General features: G+C 47.0%; 24 protein-coding genes and 1 pseudogene. 5 read left to right on the top strand and 20 right to left on the bottom strand.

The window, feature by feature from the left end; genetic code table 11:
- Nucleotides 1-37 precede the first annotated feature (37 nt).
- Nucleotides 38-1396, top strand: a complete 1359-nt coding sequence (locus SHD_RS02245; RefSeq protein WP_023265654.1) for an aminotransferase-like domain-containing protein — start codon at nucleotides 38-40, stop codon at nucleotides 1394-1396.
- A gap of 133 nt (nucleotides 1397-1529) precedes the next feature.
- Here the strand turns inward: SHD_RS02245 and SHD_RS02240 are convergent, their stop codons facing one another.
- Nucleotides 1530-3404 (bottom strand): choice-of-anchor I family protein, encoded by a 1875-nt coding sequence (locus SHD_RS02240; RefSeq protein ID WP_023265653.1) that lies wholly within the window; start codon nucleotides 3402-3404, stop codon nucleotides 1530-1532.
- A gap of 480 nt (nucleotides 3405-3884) precedes the next feature.
- On the opposite strand from SHD_RS02240, the gene SHD_RS02235 reads away from it, so the two are divergent.
- The 3 genes from SHD_RS02235 to ilvN all read left to right on the top strand — a co-directional run bounded on the left by SHD_RS02235 (nucleotide 3885) and on the right by ilvN (nucleotide 7789).
- Nucleotides 3885-5108 carry a multidrug effflux MFS transporter gene (locus SHD_RS02235; RefSeq protein WP_052030951.1) on the top strand — a complete coding sequence of 408 codons (1224 nt, stop codon included), beginning with the start codon at nucleotides 3885-3887 and terminating at the stop codon, nucleotides 5106-5108.
- A 468-nt stretch (nucleotides 5109-5576) separates the two neighbouring features.
- Nucleotides 5577-7295 (top strand): acetolactate synthase 3 large subunit, encoded by a 1719-nt coding sequence (locus SHD_RS02230; protein ID WP_023265650.1) that lies wholly within the window; start codon nucleotides 5577-5579, stop codon nucleotides 7293-7295.
- A complete protein-coding gene (gene ilvN / locus SHD_RS02225; protein ID WP_011622520.1) occupies nucleotides 7295-7789 on the top strand; it encodes an acetolactate synthase small subunit in 495 nt (164 codons plus the stop codon). The genes SHD_RS02230 and ilvN overlap by 1 nt, the downstream gene beginning before the upstream one ends.
- A 134-nt stretch (nucleotides 7790-7923) precedes the next feature.
- On the opposite strand, the gene SHD_RS02220 is transcribed toward ilvN, so the two are convergent.
- The 19 genes and pseudogenes from SHD_RS02220 to trmJ all read right to left on the bottom strand — a co-directional run bounded on the left by SHD_RS02220 (nucleotide 7924) and on the right by trmJ (nucleotide 21716).
- Entirely contained in the window at nucleotides 7924-8367 is a 444-nt protein-coding gene (locus SHD_RS02220; RefSeq protein ID WP_011622519.1) for an Hsp20 family protein, read from the bottom strand.
- Between the two features lie 298 nt (nucleotides 8368-8665).
- Nucleotides 8666-8841 (bottom strand): annotated as a pseudogene (locus tag SHD_RS21510) (transposase); the annotation flags it as partial.
- Nucleotides 8842-9011: 170 nt separating this feature from the next.
- Entirely contained in the window at nucleotides 9012-9293 is a 282-nt protein-coding gene (locus SHD_RS02215) for a YeaC family protein (RefSeq protein ID WP_011716957.1), read from the bottom strand.
- Nucleotides 9290-9607, bottom strand: coding sequence for a hypothetical protein (locus SHD_RS02210; protein WP_039977219.1), 318 nt, complete (start codon nucleotides 9605-9607; stop codon nucleotides 9290-9292). The genes SHD_RS02215 and SHD_RS02210 overlap by 4 nt, the downstream gene beginning before the upstream one ends.
- 8 nt (nucleotides 9608-9615) lie before the next feature.
- Nucleotides 9616-10743: a M14 family metallopeptidase gene (locus tag SHD_RS02205; protein WP_039977214.1), complete on the bottom strand. Its 1128-nt coding sequence runs from the start codon at nucleotides 10741-10743 to the stop codon at nucleotides 9616-9618.
- A 179-nt stretch (nucleotides 10744-10922) separates the two neighbouring features.
- Nucleotides 10923-11603, bottom strand: a complete 681-nt coding sequence (locus tag SHD_RS02200) for a response regulator transcription factor (protein ID WP_039977212.1) — start codon at nucleotides 11601-11603, stop codon at nucleotides 10923-10925.
- A gap of 492 nt (nucleotides 11604-12095) precedes the next feature.
- The gene (gene ndk, locus SHD_RS02195) at nucleotides 12096-12527 is read right to left on the bottom strand and encodes a nucleoside-diphosphate kinase (RefSeq protein ID WP_011072285.1); all 432 of its coding nucleotides are present in this window, start codon (nucleotides 12525-12527) and stop codon (nucleotides 12096-12098) included.
- Nucleotides 12528-12751: 224 nt separating this feature from the next.
- Entirely contained in the window at nucleotides 12752-12919 is a 168-nt protein-coding gene (locus SHD_RS22000; RefSeq protein WP_039977210.1) for a hypothetical protein, read from the bottom strand.
- A gap of 205 nt (nucleotides 12920-13124) precedes the next feature.
- Entirely contained in the window at nucleotides 13125-13322 is a 198-nt protein-coding gene (gene iscX, locus SHD_RS02185) for a Fe-S cluster assembly protein IscX (RefSeq protein ID WP_011622517.1), read from the bottom strand.
- Nucleotides 13323-13389: 67 nt separating this feature from the next.
- The gene (gene rimK / locus SHD_RS02180) at nucleotides 13390-14289 is read right to left on the bottom strand and encodes a 30S ribosomal protein S6--L-glutamate ligase (protein ID WP_011622516.1); all 900 of its coding nucleotides are present in this window, start codon (nucleotides 14287-14289) and stop codon (nucleotides 13390-13392) included.
- Nucleotides 14290-14444: 155 nt separating this feature from the next.
- Entirely contained in the window at nucleotides 14445-14780 is a 336-nt protein-coding gene (gene fdx / locus SHD_RS02175; RefSeq protein WP_011622515.1) for an ISC system 2Fe-2S type ferredoxin, read from the bottom strand.
- A gap of 8 nt (nucleotides 14781-14788) precedes the next feature.
- Nucleotides 14789-16651, bottom strand: coding sequence for a Fe-S protein assembly chaperone HscA (hscA, locus tag SHD_RS02170; protein WP_023265643.1), 1863 nt, complete (start codon nucleotides 16649-16651; stop codon nucleotides 14789-14791).
- A 67-nt stretch (nucleotides 16652-16718) separates the two neighbouring features.
- On the bottom strand, nucleotides 16719-17243 hold the full coding sequence (gene hscB, locus SHD_RS02165) for a co-chaperone HscB (RefSeq protein WP_023265642.1): 525 nt from the start codon (nucleotides 17241-17243) through the stop codon (nucleotides 16719-16721).
- Nucleotides 17244-17258: 15 nt separating this feature from the next.
- Nucleotides 17259-17582, bottom strand: coding sequence for an iron-sulfur cluster assembly protein IscA (gene iscA, locus SHD_RS02160; protein WP_011072278.1), 324 nt, complete (start codon nucleotides 17580-17582; stop codon nucleotides 17259-17261).
- Between the two features lie 14 nt (nucleotides 17583-17596).
- The gene (gene iscU / locus SHD_RS02155; protein WP_011072277.1) at nucleotides 17597-17980 is read right to left on the bottom strand and encodes a Fe-S cluster assembly scaffold IscU; all 384 of its coding nucleotides are present in this window, start codon (nucleotides 17978-17980) and stop codon (nucleotides 17597-17599) included.
- 37 nt (nucleotides 17981-18017) lie between these two features.
- Nucleotides 18018-19232: an IscS subfamily cysteine desulfurase gene (locus SHD_RS02150; protein ID WP_023265641.1), complete on the bottom strand. Its 1215-nt coding sequence runs from the start codon at nucleotides 19230-19232 to the stop codon at nucleotides 18018-18020.
- A gap of 78 nt (nucleotides 19233-19310) precedes the next feature.
- Nucleotides 19311-19772 carry a Fe-S cluster assembly transcriptional regulator IscR gene (gene iscR, locus SHD_RS02145; protein WP_006081858.1) on the bottom strand — a complete coding sequence of 154 codons (462 nt, stop codon included), beginning with the start codon at nucleotides 19770-19772 and terminating at the stop codon, nucleotides 19311-19313.
- 351 nt (nucleotides 19773-20123) lie between these two features.
- Complete coding sequence (gene cysE / locus SHD_RS02140) at nucleotides 20124-20945, bottom strand: serine O-acetyltransferase (RefSeq protein WP_011626050.1); 822 nt, start codon at nucleotides 20943-20945, stop codon at nucleotides 20124-20126.
- 45 nt (nucleotides 20946-20990) lie between these two features.
- Nucleotides 20991-21716 carry a tRNA (cytosine(32)/uridine(32)-2'-O)-methyltransferase TrmJ gene (trmJ, locus tag SHD_RS02135; RefSeq protein ID WP_023265640.1) on the bottom strand — a complete coding sequence of 242 codons (726 nt, stop codon included), beginning with the start codon at nucleotides 21714-21716 and terminating at the stop codon, nucleotides 20991-20993.
- Nucleotides 21717-21870: 154 nt separating this feature from the next.
- Between trmJ and suhB the strand changes: the two genes are divergently transcribed.
- Nucleotides 21871-22674: an inositol-1-monophosphatase gene (gene suhB, locus SHD_RS02130; RefSeq protein WP_023265639.1), complete on the top strand. Its 804-nt coding sequence runs from the start codon at nucleotides 21871-21873 to the stop codon at nucleotides 22672-22674.
- The last annotated feature ends 113 nt before the right edge of the window (nucleotides 22675-22787 follow it).

The following is a 22787-nucleotide window of genomic DNA, read 5'->3' as shown; positions in this document are numbered from 1 at the left end:
TATAGGTAGATTAACTGAGATCAATGGATTTATTGTCATGGGTACAATTTGGACGCCGGATCTAGAGGCATTTACTGGTCCTAAATATCAACGTCTCGTCAGTGCCATTGAGCAAGGCATTATGCGTAAAGTCCTACCCCATGGCACAAAACTCCCACCACAGCGGCGTTTAGCCGATGCGCTAGGGGTGACTATAGGCACTGTCACACGGGCCTATGCCCTTGCGGAGCAGCGCGGCTATGTGGAAGCGCGTATAGGTGATGGGACTTATGTCAACGCCTCTCCCGTGCCAGAACTCAGTAACTTGCAGCTCAATATGGCGACGTGTCAGCAGCCGCTGACGGATCAAATAAGTACGCTGAGTGATTGCCTAAGTCAACTGGCTAAGGATCCGGCTAAACTGAGTCAACTCCTTGGCTATCGCGCCAACCCCTTAGACCAGCATCAACAGGTATTTCACCACTGGCTTTTACAACGTGGGATTGAACAGCAACCCGAGCAATTGATTTTTACCCATGGTGGCCAACAGGCCATTTTTGCCTGCCTAAATGCCTTCCTCACCAAGGGCGAGATGCTACTGCACGAGCAGTACAGCTATCCCGGTGTGCGTATTTGCGCTAAACAATTAGGTATCAATAGCATTGGCGTGCCGTTAACCTCTGACGGGGTCGATCTCGCAAGATTCGAAGCCTTAGTGCAAATCCATCAACCTAAGCTGGTGTATTTAACCCTTAACAATCAAAACCCAACCTGCATTCAATACAGTGAGCAACAGAGAGCAAAACTGTTGGCACTCGCGGAGCAGTACCAGTTTTATATCATTGAAGATGATGTGAATTATTGCCTCCCAGAAGAATGGCACTCTCCGCTGTGGCAGTTGGCTCAGACGCTGAATGTGCCGAGGGTCATTTATATTTCGAGCCTTTCTAAGCAGTTTTCTGGGGGCTTAAGGCAAGGTTTTATTCTCGTGCCCGAGCCACTTATTGCCCCATTGCGCATCGCCATCCACAGCCAATGCTGGATGGTGTCGCAGCTCAATGTGGAGCTCGCCTGTCAGCTTATCAAGCGCGGGCAAATCACCGCCAATCGCGATGCCATTATTCGCGAGCGTCAGCAGCAGTGCATGGCATTGGGCGACAGGCTAGGACTAACTCAACGCTGGCGTGGTTTAAATGGCTGGGTTCAATTACCCGAAGACATAAAAGCCCATCATCTCGTGACCGCCTTAGCGGCAAAAGGCGTGCTGATCCGTAATGGGGATGACTTTAACTGCCATGATAACTTTATCCGTTTAAGTTTAGGCGGCGCCGAAAACGATACCCAATTCCAGCTTGCGCTCGAATGTATCGAATCCACCTTCAATGCCCTCAAGCAAAACGCCTATTCGGTGGTTTAACCTTGTATTTTTATCGCTAGAAAGAAGCCAAAAAGAAACGCCAGAGTAATGCTCTGGCGTTTTAAACTTGCTTAATCACAGGCATTTTAGGTGTCGAGATGTAACGTTATGGCACCTTGAACTCAAGCTATGGCTATTGCACCTTAATCTGATACACGCTGGTTGTGCCACTGACTTCATTACCAATAATCAGCAGAGGTCGACCATTAGGACTCTTCTCGGCACTTACAAACTTCATGCCTTCTGGCCCTAAATCTCCCGCCAAACTGGCATCGCCTTTCACTTCGCCAGTATTTGTATCTATGCTGAAATCCGCCTCAAAATCACGGTTTACCACGTAATCCACAAAATGCACGTCAAAGGGATTGGTCACGTCGTAAATCATAAAACCCGAGGTACGCTCAAGCCCGATAAAGGCATAGAGTTTTTGGCCAATTTTGCCTAGGGCTAAGGCTTCAGGCTCGGGTCCTTTATCATCACTGCGACTATCGCCTTTGTTTTCTTCGTTGTTATTATTGAAGTTATTGCCTAATAAGGCTGCGGTGATCCGCTCAAAGTCACTACCACTGTCAAACACCTGTTGACCATCGGCCGTCCAGATTGAGAAGGAGCGCGCGCCAAAGCTCACGATTTTGTCATAATCGCCGTCGTTATCGTCATCCCCCATACTCTTAGTCACTTTCAAACGGGCTAATTGGGTCTTATCTTTCGCGGCGGCAAATTGTGGATGATTAGGATCTAAGGTTAAGTCTCCGGCACGGGCCTCCTCCGAAAACCCTGCATAGTCGCGGGAATCCCCTTCGTTTGCGGTAACAATAAAATCAGCATTATTCCAACGGTAACTCGCTACGGTATCAGGCTGATACATGCCATACACGCCCGTATAGGCCTGAAGGTTGATCATATCATCCTTATCACTTGCATCAATTTTATTCACATCAAGACCGTAATCTTTCAGCCCTAAGGGTAAAATCTTCGCCACTTTGGCATTGGCGATATCGATCACAGCGATGGCATTGTTCTCCTGCAGACTCACAAAGGCACGGCTGTTATCGGGGCTGACACTGATATACTCAGGCTCTAAATCCTGCGCGACAGTGGCCATAGGGCCATTGATTTTAATGTCCTTGGTGATTTCATTATAGCGAGCATTACCCTGATTAAATTCGGTGAATGTCACTAGCGTTGCCGTTGCTGCGGGTTTACCATCCGCTATGGCAATAATCGCTACACTGCCCTCAGGATCGACACTATAGTCTTGATTTGGTTCGCCTTCGTTGGCAACGAGTACCGTTTTGCCATCATGGCTAAAGACCACGTTATCCGGTAATGCACCGACTTCTACCGCGCTGAGATACTGCGGCGCGTCATTGCCGTTGAGTTGATAGAAAGCCACATAACCATTGGCTTGAGTCTTATTGCCCGCCGCATCGCCGCGCTCAATGGCCGCTGCTAACAAGTTACCAGAAATACTGACGCTGTTAACGCTGCCCATAAAACTTAAGCCCACATCTTTGGCAACATCCAGCTCGCCGAGCTTATCAAGATTATTCAAGGCTAATGGCGCAGTTGCCGTGGTCGCATTACCAAGTAAGTGAGCATCGATAATGTCGACTTTACCGCTTCTCGCATTAACCACAAAAATACGCTGAGAAGCACTGTGATATTCGACAATCTCAGCTGCACTCAGGCCATAAACGCCCGTTTGATGGCGGCTAATCAGCTCAGCTGTGACTCCCGCAGCTTGGGGTTGGCAAATAAATTGTGTTTGCGCCACATCGATTTCAGTTTCTTCCAACTCGCCATTACGATTCGCATCAAGCCCGGTATCGATACGTTGACCACCGGCGGGACAGTTCGCATCACCTATGGCGAGTGAGGTCACTTTAACTAATGAATTTAAGCCATTATCCCCCTGCTCACCATTGGTACCGTCATCACCATTACAGGCACCAAGGAGTAAACTTGCCAGTATCGCACCGGCCAGCGGCAGTCGTTTTGTGTTCATTGCATCATTCCTGAATGTGTTGTTATTAGTCGTAGGGTTAAGCTAAAGCCCATTAAACTAATCTGCATTCAAGACGGTTAGATGACATACAGATGACACTGGAGTGACAACCTCAGTCGAATGAATGACGCTCAGGCCTACATTGGTAAATTAATGCAATACAAGGACAGTAAAGCGATTTTGGTTACAATTTAAGTGTAAAGATATCGTCATCGAGATTGGCTTATTTGCCCGAGCATTTTACTATATTATGGCTTAATATCCTTATACTCGATGACAAGACCTCTCATTCAGTTCAACTGTTGGCTAAGTCTTCGCTGGTCACTCATTTCTCCCCTATACTCTCCAATGCTCATGGCGATATACGCTATGTCAATTGAGGCGAAATGAGCCACCAATAGGCAAAATTGTTACCCTACAATTTTGGTTTTCGAGTGACATAACACTTTATATCGCCTTCTTTCGCCACCCGAGGTAACTGTGGACCCACAACCGTCAACTAATCTGACTAAACCGAGCAACATTCCCCATTTGGCCCTGTTGATCCCTATGCTTGCCGCTATTGTTGCGATCACGCCACTCGCGATCGACATGTATTTGCCCGCCATGGCAACCCTCGCCCAAAGTTTTCATACTGATATCACCCTAGTGCAACAATCCTTGAGTGTTTACTTGGGCGGCTACGCCCTAGGTATGCTGTGCTTTGGCCCACTTGCGGACCGTATTGGTCGTCGCCCCATGGTAATAATGGGCCTCTCGGGCTTTATGTCAGTCAGCCTGTTATTAGGCTTAGCCGAGCAGATTGAAGTGTTTTTAGGGCTGCGCTTTTTACAAGCCTTTATCGGCGCGGCGGCCACTGTGGTCGTCCCAGGGTATATCAAAGAAGTCTATGGTGAAAACACGGCTAAGGGCATGTCTTATGTCAGTTTAATCATGATGTTAGCACCATTATTAGCACCAAGCATCGGCAGCCTCATCCTCGAGCTTGGTGAATGGCATTTGATCTTCTTTATCCAATCGGCCTATGCCATGTTGTTGCTGTTGTTAGTCATTACGTTGCTCAGAATGCCGAGCGATAAAGATCAGAGTAGCCGCAGTCAAAAATCCTTTTTAGGGGCTTATGCTACTGTGTTTTCACGTCCCGGCGTTAAATTGAATATTGCCAGCGGAGTACTCACCTCCTTTGCGTTTTTCTGTTATTTAACTGCATCGCCCTTTGTCTATATGGAGGTTTTTTCCTTAGATAAATCCTTATTTGCCCTACTCTTTAGTACCAATGTGGGCGCGCTGATGCTGGCAAATATTATCAATACCCGAATTGTGGGGCGTTATGGCTCGTTAAGAATGCTGCACGTATCGACCTTTTTCGGTGCGCTGGCGGCGGTAGGTTTACTGGGGGTGAATTTACTGGGACTCAGTTATCATTTCACCGTGTTGATGCTGATCCCGCTGATGGGGAGCCTTGGCATCATGTCGGTCAACGCTGATGCTATTGTGCTGATGAAATTCAAACAGGAAACAGGCACAGCCACGGCGGTGATTGGCACCTTAAGATTTGGCTTTGGCGCCCTTGCAGGGCCATTACTCGCGCTGTTTTATAATGGCACCGCAGTGCCCTTCTCGGCATTAATGCTGACGGCGGTATTGTTGGTGGGATTCTGTCAATTTAACCGACCGACTCATCAAGCCAAGCCGAAGGAGTAATCTGCATCTTTATGCCACGTAAATGAAGCAATTATGGTATTCATCGCTTTTGTGGTTGATTTGTAAAAAATTAAGTGTTTTCTAAATAAACGGCACTTAGGTTATATATAGAACCTTGAGTGCCGTTTTTCATTGTAAATCTGCTAACCCATTCTAATTAAAGTGATTAAATAAAATCACCATAAATAAAAACTCCCGTTTCATAAGCGTTTATCCCGTCTAAACATGAAATTGTTTCAAGTTGGTTATTTTTTACATAAAAGCCTTGAAATGTGTTCTTTTTTGAATATGATGAAATTCTGTTCATTGCAACAGCAGCTGCATCCAAAAGGATGAGCGCTTGAAATCGATGATTTCAAGCTCAGCAATCGGAGTCTGAATTACCCTTCAGGCTTATTTTTAGAGCGATTACCGTCGCTGTAACAAGATACTGTTTACCGTAACGGTACTATGCAATAGGAGTTTCACATGGAGAAGTTATCCGGCGCCAGCATGATTGTGCGATCCCTTATCGATGAAGGTGTAAAGCACATATTTGGTTATCCTGGCGGCTCAGTGTTAGATATCTACGACGCCCTGCACCTTATCCCCGGTATTGAACATATTCTGGTTCGCCACGAACAAGCCGCCGTGCATATGGCCGATGGTTATGCCCGTGCCACGGGTAAAGTCGGCGTGGTACTGGTGACCTCAGGCCCAGGTGCCACCAATGCCATTACCGGCATCGCCACCGCCTATATGGATTCGATTCCATTAGTAGTACTCTCGGGCCAAGTACCTAGCAGTCTTATCGGTAATGATGCCTTCCAAGAATGCGACATGATTGGGATTTCACGCCCAGTTGTTAAACACAGCTTTTTAGTACAAGATCCTACTCAAATACCTGAGATCATTAAAAAAGCCTTTTATATTGCCTCCACGGGCCGCCCCGGCCCCGTCGTTGTCGACTTGCCAAAGGATTGCCTCAATCCTGCATTGCTACACGACTATATTTACCCCGAGAGCATTAAAATGCGCTCCTATAATCCGACGACATCGGGCCACAAAGGGCAAATTCGCCGTGGATTGCAGGCATTACTCGCGGCGAAAAAACCCGTGCTTTATGTGGGTGGCGGCGCCATTATCTCCAGCAGTGAAAAACAGATCTTAGCCCTAGCGGAAAAGTTAAATATCCCCGTTGTCAGCACCTTGATGGGTCTTGGCGCCTTCCCTGGCACCCATAAAAACAGTTTAGGCATGCTGGGGATGCACGGTCGCTATGAAGCCAACATGACCATGCATAACTGCGATCTTATCTTCGGGATTGGCGTGCGTTTCGATGACAGAACCACCAACAACATCGAGAAATACTGCCCTAATGCCACTATTTTGCATATCGACATCGACCCTTCATCGATTTCAAAAACCGTCCGAGTGGATATCCCCATCGTTGGCTCGGCCGATATCGTACTGGACAGCATGTTAGCCCTGCTGGAGGAGTCGAAGGAGAGCAACGATAGCGAGGCAATTAATCAATGGTGGCAAGAAATCACTGTGTGGCGTAACCGCAACTGCTTGGCATACGATAAGGAAAGCAATCGGATCAAACCACAGCAAGTGATTGAAACCCTTTACAAACTCACTAATGGTGAGGCCTATGTCGCCTCGGATGTGGGCCAGCATCAAATGTTTGCCGCGCTCTATTATCCCTTCGATAAACCTCGCCATTGGATTAACTCCGGCGGCCTTGGTACCATGGGCTTTGGTCTACCCGCTGCCATGGGAGTCAAAATGGCAATGCCTGACGAAACCGTTGTGTGCGTCACGGGCGATGGTTCGATTCAGATGAATATTCAAGAGCTTTCAACCGCTCTGCAATACGATACGCCGGTTAAAATTATCAACTTAAACAACCGTTTCCTCGGCATGGTGAAACAGTGGCAGGATATGATCTACTCTGGTCGCCATTCCCATTCCTATATGGATTCGGTACCCAACTTTGCCAAAATTGCCGAAGCCTATGGCCATGTTGGCATGACGATTAGCGATCCCGCTGAGCTCGAGTCTAAAATGGCCGAAGCCCTCGCCATGAAAGACAGACTGGTATTTATCGACATTATGGTGGATGAGACTGAGCACGTGTATCCCATGCTTATCCGCGGCGGCGCGATGAATGAAATGTGGTTAAGCAAAACGGAGAAATGCTAATGCGTCGAATTATATCTGTATTACTCGAAAACCAATCCGGCGCCCTATCCCGTGTTGTCGGCCTGTTTTCCCAACGCGGTTACAACATCGAAAGTTTAACTGTGGCACCAACCGATGATAACACCTTATCGCGCCTCAATATTACTGTGGTGGCCGACGAAAAAGTGCTAGAGCAAATCGAGAAACAACTGCACAAGTTAGTCGATGTGCTCAAGGTGTCGAATGTCACCGAATCGGCTTATATTGAGCGTGAATTGGCACTGGTAAAAGTCCGCGCCCAAGGGGAATTACGGGAAGAAATTAAGCGCACCGCCGATATCTTCCGTGGGCAGATTGTCGATGTCACCGCCAATCTCTACACCATTCAATTGGTGGGCACGACCGAAAAACTCGATGCCTTTATTCACTCCATGGGTGAAGTGACCAAAGTGGTAGAAGTGTCTCGCTCGGGCGTAGTGGGTCTTGCCCGCGGCGAAAAAGCGATGAGAGCCTAATGGCGCTGAAATGCCCATCAACGCATGCGAGGTTGCAATCGCAATGTTTTGAAATAGCCAGCTTGGGATTTTAATTGGTGGGAGAACAATAAGGGGAGCATTAAGCTCCCCTTCTTTATCCGCGCTATACTGGATTAGGATTGACCATCTAATAGGCGCGAGGTGGTGATTTCAATCTTGCGTGGTTTTAACGCTTCAGGGATTTCACGCACTAAATCAATGTTCAATAAACCATTCTCTAAACTGGCACCCAATACAGTCACATAATCCGCCAGTTGGAAGGTGCGTTCAAACCCGCGCTCGGCAATACCTTGGTATAGGTATTTACGCTCGGTTTGGCTTTCGGCCTTATTGCCTTTCACCAATAATTTCTCACCTTCGCTACTGATCTCAAGCTCTTCCATCGAGAACCCAGCCACGGCCATAGTAATGCGATAACGATTTTCGCCAAGGAGTTCAATGTTATATGGAGGATAACCTGAGTTGCCATTATTCGCGGCAGCATGTTCTGCCATTTGGGCTAAACGATCAAAACCAATAGCACTACGGTAAAGAGGAGTTAAATCATAAGTACGCATATTCATATCCTTGTCTTAAGCAATATGGGAAATTGGCGAACGTTTTTCAATTGAAAACGCATTTGTCTCGCCTAAATTAACTTCTGTCCTGATGGCACAGAATCGATTTGGATCCTCATCGAGCGATCCTGCAATAGATATAAGGATGGGAAATCGTATTTCAAGGAAGAAATTTAAAAATTTTTAAAAACAAAATAAAAATAGTAACTTACAAACACAGCTAACACGATTACAATGGTTAATCTAGCCAGTAAGAATTCACCCGCATAGTAGATGGCTTTGAAACGACTCTCTAGACTATTTGTAGATTCATTTCTGCCCCCCTACATTTCTTCATATTGCATAAACATAAATACTTCGATAAAGCTCCTTACCCAAGTTTCCTTTAAGAATCTTGTATCTCTACTTCGGTGTCCTCACTAGGTGATACTGACAACGGTAAAATACGTGTGATGAAGGCTCATATCTGCTCATGCTATTTACTCCTTTATTTGCTGGTAACAAATAAAGGCTGTATTTAGCATGGCATTCTAAGGGCAAAGCCACACATGAACGATCACCACCTCCAGAGGAGGTGATTTTAGTATGCCAATAAAAAGCGCCCGAAGGCGCTTTCAGTTGAGCATTAAGGACCGACTCAGCAATTACAATTCGTCAGCTTTAAACTCGGCAATGGACTCGCCACGGAATTGTTTCTTCAACTCCGCCTTTGACAGCTCATTTAATTTTCCACCGGCAGCAATAGTGAAATGCTCAGTTTGGTCTAAGCGGCGCGCCTGATAGAGCATCACCACTTGAAGAGTCGATTCACGCTGGGCTTCGGTCAATACTGTGCCATCTTCCCATTTGCCTAATTCAGCGGCGCTACGCAGCCTTTCATAGACTTCTTCGGGCATTTGGTCGATTACTTGATTAATGTCGGTCATACACTCTTTCGCTTATGTAATACGATTCTAACGCGGGTAATTAAATAGCCCACAAAACCAAAGACAAAACAGATGGCGCCAATGGTTGCGCGCAAGCCCTCGGCAGGCTCTCCGCCCCAAAACCAAATCACCACACCCGCAATGAATAGCGTCATTGCGACAAAGCTTTGGTTCATTAAGCTGCTGGATTTTTGGATATGACTGATCCGTGCGAGCGAGCTATTGTCACCATTGGTTTTTGCCTCACAATGCGGGCAAGCTGGTGCTTTGCTCGACATCCGTTTACGGCAGATTGGACATTCGATTAATGCCATAGTCGCACCTATCTTAACTTATCAACCACGGCGAGCATGGCAATCAATGACGCTTCGCCTAAATAAATGCTGCGCTCTGGTGACCAACCCACAAACGGATCCTGCAGGTTGTTGTTGTCTTTAAAAGGCATTTCTAAGGTGTTCGATAAGCAATCAAAGGTTTGTGCTACCCAATTAGAGGCCACGGTCAAATTGGCTTGACCAGGCTCATCTTTAGCGTAACCAAACTCGGTTTGGAAATCGGCACTGGCCAAAGTTAAAGCCTGACTAAAATCAGCTTGCAACTGTGCCAATCGTTCACTATAACCTGGCACACCCTCACAACCCGCGAGGAATACATAGGGCAGGCCTTCATCGCCATGAACATCGTAAAATAAATCCACGCCCGTCTGCTGCATTTTATGCACTACATGGTAAACCTCTGGGCTTCTTTCTAAGCTCGGGGTTTGCCATTCACGGTTAAGGTTAACCCCAATCGCATTGGTACGCAGATGGCCTCTTACGCTGCCATCTGGGTTCATGTTAGGCACAATGTAGAAGTTCGCTTTATCGAGCAGCGCTTTTGCCGTTGGACAATCGTTATCCAGCAAACGATTTACTAAGCCTTCGACTAACCATTCCGCCATGGTTTCACCGGGATGTTGCCTTGCAGTGATCCAAATATTGCGTTTATCAGGATTACCATCGCCCACTTTCATCAGGGTGATATCGCGGCCATCTAAGGTCAGACCTAAATGCTCAAGATTTACATCGGGATGCAATTGTGCGTTGCTGAGAAGATCTAAGTGACGCTCATAGCTGTACGGCGCAAAGTAGGCGATTTGAATCGCATCACAATCAAGCGCTAACTGAATGCTCAGTTTGCCATCGATATATTGGGTTGGCACGCGGAACCAATGCTGGCGATCGTAACTGGCGACCGCATGGTAATCTTGCCAGCCCTTAGGATAGGAAGCGGTGCCAGCATTGATGATATTTAAGGTGTATTGATTACCCACCTCACCTTCAAATCGGAAGTTGAACCATTGATAAAATTCACCGCCCGCATCGGGACGGATTGACAGTTGAATATCGTCTTTATTATCAAGATTAATGACTTGGATATTTCCGCCATCAAAATTGGCACTGATCCGCATAATGATTCCTACTTGGTTATTCATGTGAGGGTAATGATGCTGAATGCGCATCGACTATAATGCCCGTTAGAATAAACCAAATCCGTATCAGGGGAAAATGAAAGCGACTAAAATTGCCTAAGAAGCAAGCAGTCGCGCTGTAATCCATCAGTGCCTAGTTGTTAGCTTCTCACAACTCATCAAGCGGAAAAACTGTATCCTTGACCACGTACCGTATTGATTAATGTCCGCGGTAAACGGGTATTCGCCAGTTTGCGCCTTGTGTTACTGATATGCATATCCAAGTTACGATCGAAACGGCCTAAGTCCTTCTGCAATACGGATTTTTGCAGTTCTTGCTTAGTGATCACTTGCCCTTTGCGCTCGAACAGATACTTAAACAACCTAAACTCCGTTTGAGTTAACTCCACCGCATTTTTACCAATAGTGATCCTATAGGTCGTCTCGTCAAATTTGACAGGCAAAACTGTGGTCTGGTCAATTGCCATTTGTTCTTTCGAGCGTGGAACTAATCGGCGCTCTAATGCATTCAAGCGTACCAATAACTCTTTAATACTAAAGGGTTTCGTTATGAAATCATCAGCACCAAGTTCGTAGCTTCTGATCCTGTCCTCTTCATTATCGCGGGCGGATAACATCATGGTAGGCGTCATACACTCCCTTGCCTCTAATACCGAAAAACCATCCATTTGAGGCATCACAAGGTCAAGCATAATAATGTCGGGTACAAAGCTACGGATACGTTTCAGTCCATCCACGCCATTTACAGCGCATTCAACTTCATGCCCCTGTGTTTTCAGTGCATCAGTTAACCAAACTCTGAATAATGGATCATCATCGACTAACAGTATTTTACTCATCCCTAAACACCAAACGAGAATCAATATCATTTATGTTACCATAACTAAAAATATGTCTCTAGCATTAGAAGATGAATAAAAATCAGTTTTTACTTAATTGTGATCAAGTTGGCAGTACAGTGACAACGGTAAAATACGTGCGGTGAAGACTCGTATCTGTTGATGCTATTTATACCAATCGTATTAAATATCTGTTCATTCAGCGGGAGCCTTACAGGGATCTCACTCCCGTGTTACATTGACTTAAAAGGGAATAACCATTTCTTCGTCAATGCGCCTTGGATTGAGATCCCTGTAAGGCTCTGAACTGATTAGATATTTAATGTGATTGGTATTACTTCTTCATTTTCTGGTAACAAACCAAGGCTGTATTTAGCATAGGCATTCTTCGGGCAAAGGCCACATGGACGGTCAATATCTGCATAGGAGGTGGTTTTCGAATGCCAATAAAAAAGGAGCCCTAAGGCTCCCTTCTAAAGTCTCACACTCAGATTAACGAGTACGTGGACACAGTTCTTCAGCACTGAAGAAGTAAGCAATTTCACGTTCTGCAGATGCTAAAGAATCAGAACCGTGAGCTGCGTTTTCGTCGATGCTTTGAGCGAAATCAGCACGGATAGTACCAGGAGCCGCTTGAGCTGGGTTAGTTGCACCTAAAATTTCACGGTGAGCTAAAACAGCGTTTTCGCCTTCTAATACTTGGACCATGATTGGGCCAGAAGTCATGAAAGCAACCAGAGCACCGAAGAAGCCACGCTCGCTATGCTCAGCATAGAAACCTTCAGCTTGTTCTTTAGTCAAGTGTAACATTTTAGCTGCAACGATCTTCAGACCAGCAGTTTCAAAACGGTTGTAGATTGCACCGATGTGGTTTTTAGCAACAGCATCAGGCTTAATGATAGAAAATGTGCGTTCGATCGCCATAACAAGCTTCCTTTGTCAGCAAGTTTGAAAAAATTCGCGCGGATTATACGAAATTTAAATAACAAATCCTATCTTTAAAGCTATTAAGTCAGAGATATTGCGCACATTGGCTGAAATTGTAACCAGATTGATCGCACAAAAAACGCCAGTCACCACTAAAGGCAACTGGCGTTAATCCAAAATAGATTGAGGCGATCTTTTGACCACAACCTCAAATTAGAAGTTTATTTCTTATTTTTTGCCCACATACCCGCCCACGCAATCAATGCAACTAAAATGATTGCAGGCGCTAAATCGAGTAAGTGGTGGAACAAACCGATACCGCCATGACCAGGATGAGCCCATGCCAACGCGGGTAACAGTGTAAATAACATAGCAAACAAAAGTTTCATGTGAACATCCTTGCGTTGCGAGAATAACATTTAGCGGTTAACAACTTAACCGATACGTTACAAGGTACGTTATTCAATAAAAATGAATTTGATACTGATCAAACTCCCACAAAAATCCCATTCCGAAGCAAAATAAACGAGACGCAAATCACATAAAACAGCTTTTACGTGGACAAGTTGACACAACAGAACCTTGCAACTTGAGCTATTTCTCTTCAATCCAGCATTGCTGAATGGCTTCCAATATCCGCTCATTGCAATGCTTAGGATCGTCATCAAAATCATCAAGAGCCAACACCCACTCGTATAACTGAGTAAAATGCAGCTTGTGGGGATCAACCTCGGAATGCTTTTCTAGCAATTCTAAGGCGATATCTAGTGAGTCAATCCATTTTAACGACATCCTCTCCCCCTTGTGCCATTGTAGCTAAACGTTCCTTTCCTGAGTGTAGCCTAATCGCGGCTTAACTCTACGCTTGTGTGGGCTTTTTTGCCTTGAGGGCGTTCTTTTCAACAAACTCAATAATGGCACCGGCAACATCTTTTGCGGTTGCCCCTTCTATCCCTTCAAGGCCGGGCGAAGAGTTCACTTCCATCACCACCGGGCCATGATTTGAGCGCAGTAAATCCACACCTGCGACATTGAGTCCCATGGTTTTGGCCGCACGAATTGCGACTGAGCGCTCTTCTGGTGTGAGTTTGACTAAACTTGCAGTGCCGCCCCGATGTAAGTTTGAACGAAACTCCCCAGGCATGGCTTGGCGTTTCATCGCCGCAATCACTTTATCGCCCAGCACAAAGCAGCGAATGTCGGCGCCATTGGCTTCTTTAATGTATTCCTGCACCATGATATTGGCTTTTAGTCCCATAAAAGCTTCAATCACGCTTTCTGCCGCCTTGCGGGTTTCGGCTAACACCACCCCAATGCCCTGCGTGCCCTCAAGCAATTTGATCACTAACGGCGCGCCGCCCACCATATCGATAAGATCAGGAATATCACTCGGCTTATTGGCAAAGCCAGTAATTGGCAAACCGATACCACGGCGTGACATCAACTGCATCGAACGTAGTTTATCGCGGGAGCGAGAAATGCCGACCGAATCATTGAGCGCATACACGCCCATCATTTCAAACTGGCGCAGAACCGCAGAGCCATAAAAAGTAATAGAAGCGCCAATACGGGGAATAACCGCATCAAAAGGCGGTAACTCTTCCCCACCAATATGGATGCTCGACTGGCGCATATTGATGTTCATATAGCATTCGAGCGGGTTGATCACTTTGACTTCGTGACCACGTAATGTCGCAGCCTCAACGAGTCGCTTTGTGGAATATAGCTCTGGCCCTTGCGATAGGATCGCGATTCTCATTTTGGTCTCCGACAACCATTTCATTTTGAGCGCATCATACGCTCGGATTAGGATAAATCAATCATGGCAATTATTGCTTGCGCAAATGCTGGGCGCCAGAAGCCAAAAACCAGTCACATGGACTGGTTTTTGACGATATTATCGCATCGGGTTGATTAACCTTCGCTCACCATATTCACAGTGTACTTCGGAATTTCAATCACCAGATCGCTATCGACAACTTTGGCTTGACAAGACAAACGGCTCTCAGGCTCTAGTCCCCATGCCTTGTCGAGCATATCATCTTCAAGCTCATCGCTTGGCTCTAGCTCATCAAAGCCCTCACGCACGATGCAGTGGCATGTGGTGCAGGCACAGGACTTTTCACAGGCATGCTCGATATTAATGCCGTTACGCAGCGCCACATCGAGAATCGTTTCACCTACTTTGGCTTCCAACACTGCGCCATCGGGACATAACTCAGCATGGGGAAGAAAGACTAACTGGGGCATCACATCACCTATATGTTGTCAATTGACTGACCCTTAAAGGCCACTCGAATAGAATTGTCCATACGCTTCGCGGCGAAATCCTGAGTATGTTCATCAAGGACTTCAATCGCTTGCTTAATCACATCGGCATCATCACCACGGGCAATTTCGGCAAGCTGAGCCATGACCGTATCAATCTGCTGACGCTCATCACTTGTCAGCAAGTCGCCATCTTTTGCAAGCGCTGCATTTAACGACTCAAGTACCCTTGCCGCCTCGACTTGCTGCTCAGCCAGCATACGACGACTAATGTCTTCTTTAGCATGCTTCATCGAGTCCTTGAGCATAGTCGCGATTTCGGTATCCGATAAACCAAACGAAGGCTTGACCTGAATGCTCGATTGCACGCCAGTGGATTTCTCCATTGCGGTGACGCTGAGCAGACCATCGGCATCGACTTGGAAGGTCACACGAATATGGGCAGCGCCCGCAGCTAACGGCGGAATACCTTTAAGCGTAAAGCGTGCGAGTGAGCGACAATCATCGACTAACTCACGCTCGCCCTGCACCACATGAAAGGCCATCGCCGTTTGACCATCCTTGAAGGTGGTGAACTCTTGGGCGCGGGCGACTGGGATCGTGGTGTTACGAGAAACCACTTTCTCCACTAAACCACCCATGGTTTCAATCCCTAATGACAAGGGGATCACATCGAGCAGTAATAATTCAGACTCGGGTTTGTTACCAACCAGAATATCGGCCTGAATCGCCGCGCCGATGGCGACAACACGATCAGGATCGATAGAAGTTAATGGCGCCTTACCGAAAAAGGCTTCAACCTGTTCACGCACTAATGGCACGCGGGTGGAACCACCCACCATCACAGTTTCTAACACTTCATCAGCCGTTACGCCCGCATCACGTAGGGTGCGACGACAGCTGGCGATGGTTTTCTTTACTAATGCGCTGATTAAACTATCAAATTCAGCCTTAGTCACCAGTTGCTTGAGCACTGTGCCATCGGCAAGCGTCAAGCTCGCTTCGACTTCACTCGCATCGGTTAAGGCTTCTTTCACGCGGCGCGCTTCAATCAATAACTGACGGCTGAGCTGCGAATCGATATTAGTTAATTGCCACACTTGCTGCATATGAGCCTGCAACAGATGGTCAAAGTCATCGCCACCCAGCGCAGAATCACCGCCTGTGGCCAGCACTTCAAAGACGCCACGATTTAAACGCAGAATAGAGATATCAAAGGTTCCGCCGCCGAGATCGTAAATAGCGATCACGCCTTCTTGCTTTGAGTCTAACCCATAGGCGATTGCCGCCGCGGTAGGCTCGTTGAGCAGGCGCAATACTTTCACACCAAGCAAAGACGCGGCATCTTTAGTCCCTTGACGCTGCGCATCATCGAAATACGCTGGCACTGTGATGACGACTCCCTGCAGCTCGCCGCCTAAGGTTTTCTCTGCGCGTTCAACCAGAGGACGTAAAATTTCCGCTGACACTTGCACCGGATTCACTTGCCCTTGAGGCGTGACAAACAGCGGCAAACCGTTTTCACTGGCTTCAAACTGGTATGGGAACGCTTGCTCACCAGATTGAATATCCGTGAGGCTGCGGCCCATAAAGCGCTTGACCGATACAATAGTGTTTTTCGGATCCTGCGCTGAACTTAACGCCGCGACTTGACCCACTTCAATGCCATCTTGGGTATAACGAACGATAGAAGGTAAAGAATGCTGGCCATTTTCATCGGGTAAGGTCGCCGTTACGCCGCTGCGGACGGCGGCCACGAGGGAATTAGTGGTACCTAAATCGATGCCAACGGCAAGTCTATGTTGGTGCGGCGCGGCGCTTTGTCCGGGCTCTGCAATCTGCAAAAGGGCCATATGTATCCAACTTAGTAGCGCCGACTCAGACCCGTCTGAATCGGCTAAATAACTGCAATAGGGAAAATTAATCGAGCAGCGCGTCTTCGATACGCGTCAGCTCATCGTGTAATTTTGCCATAAATTTAAGCTTGCGTACTTGATCTGCCGCTAACAAGGCATCTTCTTCGCTGCCACTGCTTAGCTGGGCGGTGAGCAATTTCGTCAGCTTTGTCCGGTAGGCCGCGAAAGAGTCGTATAACTCATCAATGCTCTCTTGGGGATCTGCACTATCGCGAATGTCTTCTAACGCCTCACGCCATTCCATCTGCTGCATTAAAAATGCAGTGTCTTTCACTGTGGTGGTTTCGTGGCTTAAATCGATACCACGTAGCGACAGCATATGCTCGGCACGGCGGATAGGATCTTTTAGGGTTTGATAACCGTCATTCACTTGCGCAGTGCGTTGCACCGACAATAAGCGTTGTTGCTCGGTATCGTTGGCAAACTTATCGGGATGCACCGCCCGTTGCAGTTCGCGGTAGCGTTCTGCAAGCACAGCGGTGTCAATATCGAAGGCAGGGGAAAACTTAAACAGCTCGAAATAATTCATGCGTCAATTCGGCAATTAAACAGTGAAACTCTCACCGCAACCGCACTCACCTTTTGCGTTAGGATTGTTAAATTGGAAACCTTCGTTCAGGCCTTCTTTAACAAAATCCAACTCAATGCCCTGTAGATAAATGAAGCTTTTTGCATCGATAATAATTTTAACACCATCAATATCATACACTTCATCGTCATCATTCAGCGCATCAACAAACTCAAGCACATACGCCATACCCGAACAGCCAGAGGTCTTTAAGCCGAGGCGCAGGCCGATGCCCTTGCCTCGATTCGCTAAGAAAGATCTGACACGCTCAGTTGCCGCTGGGGTCATTGTAATCGCCATCTTAACTCCAGATGTTACTTAGCTTGTTTCGATTTGTACTCGTCGATTGCCGCTTTAATGGCATCTTCTGCCAAAATGGAACAGTGGATTTTCACCGGTGGCAAGGCTAATTCTTCCGCGATATCGGTGTTTTTAATTGCCGCTGCTTGCTCGATAGTCTTGCCTTTCACCCACTCGGTTACCAGTGAGCTAGACGCAATCGCGCTGCCACAACCGTAGGTTTTGAACTTAGCGTCTTCGATGATGCCGTCTGCGCCAATTTTCAGCTGTAACTTCATCACGTCACCACAGGCAGGCGCTCCCACCATACCGGTCACGACCGAAGGATCGTTCTTGTCGAAAGAACCAACGTTACGTGGGTTCTCATAATGATCTATCACTTTTTCACTGTAAGCCATGGTACTGCTCCAAAATTATCTATTGTAAATGGTCGAATTAATGATGAGCCCACTGGACCTGATTCAGGTCAATGCCATCTTTGAACATCTCCCACAGTGGAGACATTTCTCTTAATTTATCAATAGATTGAGTAATAACTTCGATAGCGTGGTCGATTTCTTCTTCAGTGGTAAAACGACCGATTGAGAAACGAATTGAGCTATGCGCCATTTCATCATTTAAACCGAGCGCACGTAACACGTAACTTGGCTCGAGACTGGCTGAAGTACAGGCAGAACCCGATGAAACCGCTAAATCTTTTAATGCCATCATCAGCGACTCACCTTCAACATAGTTGAAGCTGACGTTTAGGCTACCGCTCACACGGTGAGTCATGTCGCCGTTCACATAGGTTTCTTCAATGTGCTTGATGCCATTCCATAACTTATCACGCAGCTTAGCGATACGGGCGTTGTCTGTTGCCATTTCAGCTTTTGCAATCGCAGCCGCTTCACCTAAACCGACGATTTGGTGAGTTGGCAATGTGCCACTACGCATACCACGTTCATGGCCACCGCCGTGCATTTGCGCTTCTAAACGAATGCGAGGTTTACGGCGAACGTACAGAGCACCAATCCCTTTTGGACCATACATTTTGTGGCCAGAAATAGAGATCAGATCGACCTTAGTGGTTTGTACATCGATAGGTAATTTACCCGCGCTTTGTGCAGCATCCATATGGAAGATAATGCCTTTTGAACGGCATAACTCGCCGATAGCATCCACATCATGGATCACACCGATTTCGTTATTCACATGCATGATGCTGACAAGAATCGTGTCGTCGCGCATCGCCGCTTCTAAACGTTCCATCGGAATGATACCGTTAGCATCTGGCTCTAAGTAAGTGACTTCAAAGCCTTCACGCTCAAGCTGACGGCAGGTATCGAGTACCGCTTTATGTTCAGTCTTGCTGGTGATGATGTGCTTGCCTTTCTTATTGTAGAAGTGCGCTACGCCTTTGATCGCCAGATTGTTTGATTCGGTTGCACCTGAGGTAAACACGATTTCACGGTGATCAGCATTGATCAGATCAGCCACTTGGCTGCGCGCCACATCCACCGCTTCTTCCGCTTGCCAGCCATAACGGTGAGAACGTGATGCTGGGTTACCGAAGATGCCATCCATCGTCATGTATTGGAACATTTTTTCCGCGACTCGCGGATCAACTGGCGTGGTGGCGGCATAATCTAAATAGATAGGAAGCTTCATAACACACTCCGTACTTAGCAGTCTCTGCCGAGGCTACATACAACGTACAAAAATAATTTTTATCGTATAACAAAAAGCCTATAAGCTGACTCTTTGCTCCTTTTGCATAGTGTCTTGCTTAAGCGAGATAAACTGCACATCTCGTTTCTGCATTAAGCCCGCAAGACTGATACCATCTAAAAAATCTGAAATTTGTTTGCTTAAATCGCCCCAGAGCGAGTGCGTTAAGCAGCGAGTTCCACTCTGGCAATTGCCTAATCCTTGACAACGAGTCGCATCGACAGACTCGTCCACGGCATGGACCACCATGCCAACAGAAATATCATTAGCTTCGAGGCCTAAGCGATAACCACCACCTGGACCACGGACACTGGCCACTAGGCCATGTTTGCGTAACTTTGCGAAGAGTTGTTCCAGATAGGAAAGCGAAATCCCTTGTCTTTCAGAGATATCCGCTAAGGGAACCGGTCCCGAAGCCGAGTGGATGGCCACATCGAGCATTGCGGTTACTGCATAACGACCTTTAGATGTAAGTTTCATAACTACCATAGCTCCCAAACAGGTATGGGGTTATTTCAACATACCTGAGTAAATCAGTCAAGTATAAAACCTAGTAAAACACTCAAGTATATAAGCGTGCAGCGAACCAATACCCTTTCATCTTGGTGGGGTATTTAACCTTTTTCTGCCCTAAGATTCAATGCTAAAGGGGCAATTAATCGTCCTAATCGCCCCCATATCGGGATCTAACGCACTCTCTTGGAATGAAAGCTAACCACCTAGGTCCACTCTGTTTAAAAACCGCGCAACCTCAGAGGAAATTGAATGGCAATCATCGGTGGCAGAAGCATGTGGATTAACATCAACATGCCTCTGCGCAAAACACCTTAATTAAATGCTGGGATCAAACTCGTCGAGCGCACTCTGGCGTTTATCGGCGGCGGCTTTTTCCGCGTCGTTAAACTCACCCACATTCAGCTCTGGCAATCTTTCGGTGCATACATCACCACCTAAGCGCTGAATGGCTTGACACAATTCCTGCACTTTTGAATCCATTAAATGCATATGGTCCAGCATTTGACCGATAGCGTTTGCGACAGGATCCGGATTGTCAGGAGACACAGCATACGCATCGAAACCATATTTCTTGGCCATGGCGCTGCGACGCTCAGACTTCTCCTTCGATTGTGGCGAAGGTGTGGCGACCACGCGCCCAGGGATCCCGACCACAGTCGTATCCTTAGGCACATCTTTCACCACCACAGAGTTAGAGCCGACACGCGCCCCATCATGCATAGTGATAGGACCTAAAATCTTAGCCCCTGCGCCCACGACCACGTTATTGCCTAGTGTGGGATGGCGTTTACCTGCCTGCCAAGTGGTGCCGCCAAGTGTCACGCCGTGATACAAAGTACAATCATCGCCAATCTCGGCGGTTTCGCCGATCACCACGCCCATACCATGGTCGATAAAGAAACGATCGCCAATGGTGGCACCCGGATGGATCTCCACTCCCGTCAGCCAGCGCGAAAAAGTCGATAAACAACGGGCCATTAAGCGCCAATCACGCTTCCATAATTTATGGCTTATCCGGTGCAGCCAAATGGCGTGCATGCCAGGATAGTTGACCAAGATCTCAAAGGCGCTGCGCGCCGCGGGATCACGGTGATATATAGATTCAATGTCTTCTTTTAGCCTAGCTATCACACCCATGCTTCAATCCTTCGCGATTAGCGTTATTTGCCAAATGTACTTTGGCTATTTTTGTTTGTTACCTACCACTTTATCGATCGAGGTTAAAATGCCTCGAAGAATGTTCATTTCTTGGCTTTCGATACGTGCACGGCTAAACAGACGACGTAGCTTAGTCATCACTTGGCCGGGGTGGTTTTTAATAATAAAACCTGTCGATGATAAGGTACTTTCTAAGTGCACAAAGAAACGCTCAAGATCGGCAGAAAGCGGATACTCTTCCTCCACTTGCGGCGCCGCTGTTTGCGCTAAGTGTGCCACACGCGTCTCATAACAAATGATCTGCACTGCTTGTGCTAAATTCAATGAGCTGTATTCAGGGTTAGCAGGAATAGCCACATGGTAAGTACATTGCTGTAATTCTTCATTGGTCAAACCATGATTTTCACGGCCAAAGACAATGGCGACGGGCCCTGTTAAGCCCTCAGAGACCAACTTTTGCCCCGCTTCACGGGGTTCGAGCATTGGCCAATCTAAGGTACGGCTGCGGGCACTGGTGGCAATCACTAAACTGCAATCGGCGATGGCTTCCTCTAAGGAATCCACTTTCACCAAATGCTTTAAAATGTCCGATGCACCGGCGGCTAAGGCGATGGATTGACCATCCACTTCACATCTTGGTTCGGCAAGATACAGGGTCGATAACCCCATGGTCTTCATCGCTCTGGCGGTCGAGCCAATATTGCCGGGGTGCGATGTCCCCACTAAAATCACACGAATATTACTTAGCATGAAACGACTTAATTTAATTCACAAAACACAGTGAGCGAATACTATCACAGGCGTGCGTGAATGCTTATATGAAAATCGGTATTTGATATAACATTCAAATCGAGTATAATGCCGCCCGCTATTTTTAACGTTCTTTAACATCCAGGGGATTGCAATGCATCCGATGCTGACGATTGCTGTTCGCGCTGCCCGCGCGGCTGGCCAAACTATTATGCGCGCCTACACTGAACTTGACCGAGTTGAAGTCAGTGCTAAAGGTATCAACGATTTTGTTACCAGTGTAGATAAGGAAGCAGAAGCTGCTATTACCTATCAAATTCGCAAATCTTACCCTGATCACACTATCGTGGGTGAAGAAAAAGGCGAAAATCGTGGTGAAAACAAAGACTATATTTGGATAGTCGATCCTCTGGATGGAACTAATAACTTCGTTAGAGGCATTCCCCACTTCGCAGTTTCTATCGCACTGCAACACAAAGGCAAAACTGAAGTTGCCGTTGTGTACGATCCTGTTCGTGAAGAATTATTTACCGCTATCCGTGGTAAAGGCGCCAAATTAAACGATTTCCGTATCCGCGTAACCAATGTGACTGAACTGGCTCCAACCATTATCGGTACAGGTTTCCCATTCAAAGCCCGCCAACACACCGAAAGCTACATGGCAATCTTTGGCGAAGTGTTCGGTCAGTGTTCTGACTTACGCCGCGCAGGTTCTGCCGCATTAGATTTAGCCTATGTGGCTGCTGGCCGTTTAGACGGTTTCTTCGAAATCGGTTTAAAGCCATGGGATATCGCTGCTGGCGACTTAATCTGCCGCGAAGCGGGTGGCACAGTCACCGACTTCACTGGTGGTCATAACTACCTGATCTCTGGCAACATCGTTGCAGGTTCACCGAAAGTGACCACAGAGTTAGTGAAAACCATGCGTCCTTTGCTGAACGAAGGTTTAAAGCGTTAATCATACCCTTGCGGCAGTAACTGTCCCGTCCTGAAATAAGTTGACACTTATTTCCACCTAAAACGCCTGATGAACCTCATCGGGCGTTTTGTATTTTAAGGCCAAATGGGGCC

This window comes from Shewanella decolorationis S12 (genome assembly GCF_000485795.1).
GTDB lineage: Bacteria > Pseudomonadota > Gammaproteobacteria > Enterobacterales > Shewanellaceae > Shewanella > Shewanella decolorationis.
This window is presented reverse-complemented; position numbering and strand designations above follow the sequence as displayed.